Source organism: Hallella colorans, assembly GCF_003096815.1.
Lineage (GTDB): Bacteria > Bacteroidota > Bacteroidia > Bacteroidales > Bacteroidaceae > Prevotella > Prevotella colorans.
On sequence record NZ_QENY01000045.1, the window covers coordinates 1 to 4,629 of the forward strand.

At 38.0% G+C, this 4,629-nt stretch carries 8 protein-coding genes; 1 reads left to right on the top strand and 7 read right to left on the bottom strand.

The features are described from left to right. Window positions 1-461: 461 nt before the first annotated feature. From C7379_RS12380 to C7379_RS12395, 4 genes are all read right to left on the bottom strand, one after another. On the bottom strand, window positions 462-743 hold the full coding sequence (locus C7379_RS12380) for a virulence protein (protein ID WP_116617535.1): 282 nt from the start codon (window positions 741-743) through the stop codon (window positions 462-464). Between the two features lies 1 nt (window position 744). Then, a complete protein-coding gene (locus tag C7379_RS12385) occupies window positions 745-942 on the bottom strand; it encodes a transcriptional regulator (RefSeq protein WP_419185317.1) in 198 nt (65 codons plus the stop codon). 65 nt (window positions 943-1,007) lie between these two features. Beyond that, complete coding sequence (locus C7379_RS12390; RefSeq protein ID WP_116617536.1) at window positions 1,008-1,349, bottom strand: hypothetical protein; 342 nt, start codon at window positions 1,347-1,349, stop codon at window positions 1,008-1,010. A 48-nt stretch (window positions 1,350-1,397) separates the two neighbouring features. Beyond that, window positions 1,398-1,706 carry a hypothetical protein gene (locus C7379_RS12395; protein ID WP_116617537.1) on the bottom strand — a complete coding sequence of 103 codons (309 nt, stop codon included), beginning with the start codon at window positions 1,704-1,706 and terminating at the stop codon, window positions 1,398-1,400. A 561-nt stretch (window positions 1,707-2,267) separates the two neighbouring features. On the opposite strand from C7379_RS12395, the gene C7379_RS12400 reads away from it, so the two are divergent. After that, a complete protein-coding gene (locus C7379_RS12400) occupies window positions 2,268-2,615 on the top strand; it encodes a hypothetical protein (protein WP_116617538.1) in 348 nt (115 codons plus the stop codon). A gap of 353 nt (window positions 2,616-2,968) precedes the next feature. Here C7379_RS12400 and C7379_RS12635 read toward each other — a convergent pair whose 3' ends face one another. From C7379_RS12635 to C7379_RS12415, 3 genes are all read right to left on the bottom strand, one after another. Beyond that, window positions 2,969-3,151 (bottom strand): hypothetical protein, encoded by a 183-nt coding sequence (locus C7379_RS12635; protein ID WP_133241905.1) that lies wholly within the window; start codon window positions 3,149-3,151, stop codon window positions 2,969-2,971. A 232-nt stretch (window positions 3,152-3,383) separates the two neighbouring features. Continuing rightward, window positions 3,384-3,704 (bottom strand): hypothetical protein, encoded by a 321-nt coding sequence (locus C7379_RS12410; RefSeq protein WP_133241906.1) that lies wholly within the window; start codon window positions 3,702-3,704, stop codon window positions 3,384-3,386. A gap of 43 nt (window positions 3,705-3,747) precedes the next feature. Then, window positions 3,748-4,329 (bottom strand): hypothetical protein, encoded by a 582-nt coding sequence (locus C7379_RS12415; protein WP_116617539.1) that lies wholly within the window; start codon window positions 4,327-4,329, stop codon window positions 3,748-3,750. Window positions 4,330-4,629: the final 300 nt, after the last annotated feature.

A 4,629-nucleotide genomic window follows, 5' to 3' on the forward strand; every position in this document is an offset into this window, starting at 1 on the left:
GAAAAGGTGTATGATCAGTATAAGGTCTGCAAAGTAATCTGTGTAAGCGTGAATTTATATTGCCGTATAGACGTATATACATATATACATCTATACGGCAATATGGGCATATAACAATAAGTATATACCGCTATATAGGGAAAGGGAAGTAATCTTTCCTGTTTAACAATGGAGGCAGTGTCTGCAAGACTCTGCCATACCGCTTTTCGGGAGCTTTCTCCTGTAAGGCGTGCCTAAAGGTGAAAGCGACCCCGGCGAATGGGAGTTGATACTGAAAAGTGTCTTTTTTTAACTAACTATAAAAGTTTCGTCCATCAACAACACTGTGTTAAATATCCACAAGCATGATGTGTAAGTTGTTCATTGGAAAGCGTACCCTAATGGTGATCACAAGAGGTGAGGAATGTACATTTAGGAAAGAAAAAGCGAGTGTTCCGATATTCGGCACTCGCTTTTAAAAGTTATGAGTTCTTGACCAAATCTGTGAAGTTCGACCAGTTCTCCACTTTGTAACCCCTAATGTCTCTGACTGACTTTTTGAACCAGTCTATCCTCGAAAGTGCTTGAATAGCTGCAAACATATTACTCAAATCATCGGACCGTGTCAGATAGGTGCTGCCCTGCACCCAATCAAATCCATTTGCTTCGAGTATTTGTCTTATTTCATAGTAGGCGTTATTGTATGGCTCTCCGTAGTATTGCTTTAGGTCAGAAACAACCATATCAAAACTTAATGCGAACATATCATGCAGGTTTAAAAAGTTCTTCACGTCCAAAGAATATAACTCCGTTATCTGTCTTAGCTGATACAACGACACCAACGAACGGATTATCTTTGATATCAATAATTCTTCCATCCACCCAATCGTCCTTCATAGTGAGGTCAGGCGAAATGTGTACTAAATCTCCAATTTTCATTTTATTGATACTTTTAGCGTTCATAATGCAAATATAAATAATTTCAGATATTTATGCCAATTATTTCCAATAAAATTACTTAAAACTGTCTACATATCGGGTAATTCATCAAGTATATTCTCTATATGCCCCAAAACGACATCCATGTTCACGTCTGTAATTGTTCCATCAACTCCACTTCTCTCGTCTCTTGCCATAATATATATTGAGCCGTTCTTCTCTCGCACAGCCATTACTTTTAAATCAACAGGTTCTTCTCCCAAATATCCAATGATGTAAGGATGCTCTGCCATTTCCTTTTGGTCGTTGCCTATATAGTCCATGCCAAAATGAAACTCGTGATTGGGAAACTTTTTCAATGCGTTGATAAGTTCCTGCTTTTGTCTTTTGCGTATATCCTCGTAAAGAGGAAAATAATTAAAGTGTTTCATTGTGATGTAATTTTTGGCAAGGTGGTATTACCCACCTTGCGTTGTTGTTTAATCAAGTGTTGAATAAAAATAGTCCAATTCCTCGCCTTTCAGGTTCTCACACCCATAGCTATCTGCTTTTTCCCAAATGGCGTTGTAAATACGTGCTAACTCTTCGTTTTCCTCGTACCATTGCCAAATCTTATGATTGAGTACCATAACAAGCTCTGTCAGGAATTTGTAATTATCCTTCCATTCCTCAAAAGCTCGTTTGAAGGTATCTTTTACCGCTTCCGTTCCAAATTTTTCCGCTATTGAAAAATCGCTCCAAAAAGTTGTGAGAGGTTTATAACCTGTCATCTTTTCTATGTTCCACATTGGTACTGCAAATTGAATTGTTGTTGTTTTCATTTTATTATTGCTTTATGAAGTTATTATTTATTCTGGGCATCCCGATTCTCAACCTTTAAGGATTTTTCGTTTCTTCGACCCGAACTTTTTTTTTATTATTCCGGTGTAACCGTCATCTCGAACCTTTTATGTGCATGGTAAGATCGTCGGCATGAAAGGGAATGAAAGGCAAGGAATTGGTGGCAAAGTTTTCAGGAAACCGCAATCTTTGATTCCGGAGGGGCATGAAAAGTTTTCCGCCAATAGGCTTTCAGCTGGTACTTGCCGTGTTCCCTGCCGACGATACCTTTGCACTATAAAAGTCGATGATGACTACAAAGGTGACGGAAAGTGAGGTCGAAGGCAGAAACGGAAATGGATAATTAGATAGTGGAAAATAAAATAGAATTACTATGAGGTTCAGGAGAATAATAATAGTAGACTCCTGATTGTTTTACGACAAAATAGAAAATGCTAAAAACTTCTAAATATTTAGTATTTAGAAGTTATATCAATAAAAATTGCTAATTTTGTCCCTAAAAGAAATATATGAAAGTGCGTATTTTATTTTGTTGGGCAGGAAATGTTTATAATTGGTCTGGTACCTGGCCATTTTCCTGCATTCCGTCTCCTGGGGACACCTTATCTATTCAAAGTTTTGTAGATAAGGGATATATAAAGGCAGACGAAAAAGATGTTGTATTCGAAGGAAGCAGCACAGGTAGGTATCGAGGACTTGAAGTACCATTGGAGGGTTTGCTTTCCAATGAATACAATACCAAGGTTGTCTCTGTAAATTGGACTGGGACAGGTATTGAAATTGAGGTAACGACAGACATATATCAGCAAAGAGACGATGTTGGTTTTAATCTTTGGGATGAAAAGAGAAATTTTTAATTTTCTATTTTTAGATGTTTTATGGATAAACAATTAAGGAAAGTGATTCACGTGCATTTCATTCAAGGACGTAGGAATTACTACTTTGGTAGTGTAGCAGCGGTCTTTAGAAAGTTCTCTGAGAAAGACCTTGGATGTTCGGAAAAATATCTAAGCCATATTTTGACAAAGGACGGGATGCACCATATCACGCCAAAGGTTCTTATCGTAAGGTCAAGACTGATTACATAAAACTGATTTTAATCAAAAATAATCTTCCTTCACCTCTCCCGAAGTCCCATGAAAGACTCTGTTGGCGATCCTGAAAGGTCAGAAACAGTGTCTTTCATGGGATTAAAACAGCAGAAACTGTTTTAAGGGTTTTTGCGTAGCCAGTGTTCCATTAAGCAGTCTGCCATCTTCGCCGCTGTCGCAGTGGATTGAAAAAGGAACAGGACAAAGGAGAAGATGGCTGCAGCGTGATGGAACTCTGGCGGAGCAGGCGTGAGGAACAAGCCGAAAGGGAAAGAAGTTGTAACAAAAACTTGCGTTAGCATGTTTTTGCGCTGGGTGAAAGGAATGATAGTCTTAGTAATAACTTGCTATTTCAGAACAAAGCGTGGATAATAGGGGGAGGTAATAATGGAGTGTGCTGCGAACTGTGAGAGCAGCACACGGCAAATGTTGTATGTAATCTTCGGTTTTTCTTTCGGCATGCGCAAAGACATGCTTACACTGCAACTGTTTTTCAAATTGATACCCGCCGAGTAGGCGGGTATCGATGTTTCTTTAATCTTCAATCCAAAACTCTATGACGTTTTTTCTGTCTACAACGTCAGTGTCTTCAATCTCACCATCTTCATCATAGTTTACTTCTAATACATCAACAAAGGTGACATATTTATTGCGTTCTTCATCTGTCGGGCAAAAATCAAGGTCGCTCACTTTTGTCAAAGTACATGCTTTTTCTTCTTGCTCTGCAAAGGTGAGGGCATCTTCTAATTTTTCAAAATCTTTTTCATAAACCCAATGACTCGGTTTTGTCTTGATGCTTTCAAGTGGATGACTGAAACAAACTGTGTCGCAATACTTAACAATATATTTTTTCATATTAAAATATTTTTTGGAGGGGTGGTTAGTCCCTCCGTTTCCTTTAGCATTCAACAATTTCAAATTCATGTATGTAGATAAAATTGTCATCTTCCTCATGGCATTCATTCCAATTCTCTAACTCGTTTTTGCTTACTTCCTGTTTACCGAGTAGGTTAGCAACATAAGTCATTGCTTGTTCTTCGGTGTCAAAGTACTCACTTTGATAATCTCCGTTTACATAAGCGTCTACATAGAACCTTTCGGGGAAATATTTGCCTTCTGCATCGTTGGTTGCATAGACTTCACAGCCAGATTCTTCCACTATATAATAAATAGTCAGTTCGGGCATAAGCTGTGCCAATACATAGCGAAAGTCAGTTGTACCCCATGCTTCTTCAGCCTCTATGCGGATAATATCTCCGTCCATTTCATATTCTTCGATGAAACCTCGGAGGTAATTATTCTTCATTTGCTCATCTGTAGCTCCTAAAGCCCTTATAATATTGCCTTCCCATTCGTTTGATGCGTCTACTTGTACTGGTTTTCTCCGTTCTGACATAAATTCATCTATCACGTTGTAAACCTTTTCCAAATCTTCTTTACTACCCTCGATACGATAGCTTGTACTTGCCCAGTTTGCCATATCTGTAAAATTTAATCAGTTATTTATTATTCAAATAGTGTAATCATGTGCAAATCCATAAACTCTCCACAAGTCACCGTCCCTGTACATTTTTTTAAGCATGGTCGCCAGTTTGATTTTTCTACACTCGTAGCTATTGTATATTGCTAACAATTTTTTTGCGGCATCATTTTTTTTCATAACCTTGTATTTTGAAGTTTATTATTTATTCTGGGCATCCCGATTCTCAACCTTTAAGGATTTTTCGTTTCTTCGACCCGAACTTTTTTTTATTATTCCGGTGTAACCGTCATCTCGAAC

Bases quoted from the DNA above. Each gene is read 5' to 3' on its own strand.
- C7379_RS12380 (WP_116617535.1), bottom strand. From the start codon at position 743: ATGTTCGCATTAAGTTTTGATATGGTTGTTTCTGACCTAAAGCAATAC.
- C7379_RS12395 (WP_116617537.1), bottom strand. From the start codon at position 1,706: ATGTGGAACATAGAAAAGATGACAGGTTATAAACCTCTCACAACTTTT.
- C7379_RS12415 (WP_116617539.1), bottom strand. From the start codon at position 4,329: ATGGCAAACTGGGCAAGTACAAGCTATCGTATCGAGGGTAGTAAAGAA.
- C7379_RS12410 (WP_133241906.1), bottom strand. From the start codon at position 3,704: ATGAAAAAATATATTGTTAAGTATTGCGACACAGTTTGTTTCAGTCAT.
- C7379_RS12385 (WP_419185317.1), bottom strand. From the start codon at position 942: ATGAACGCTAAAAGTATCAATAAAATGAAAATTGGAGATTTAGTACAC.
- C7379_RS12390 (WP_116617536.1), bottom strand. From the start codon at position 1,349: ATGAAACACTTTAATTATTTTCCTCTTTACGAGGATATACGCAAAAGA.
- C7379_RS12400 (WP_116617538.1), top strand. From the start codon at position 2,268: ATGAAAGTGCGTATTTTATTTTGTTGGGCAGGAAATGTTTATAATTGG.
- C7379_RS12635 (WP_133241905.1), bottom strand. From the start codon at position 3,151: ATGCTAACGCAAGTTTTTGTTACAACTTCTTTCCCTTTCGGCTTGTTC.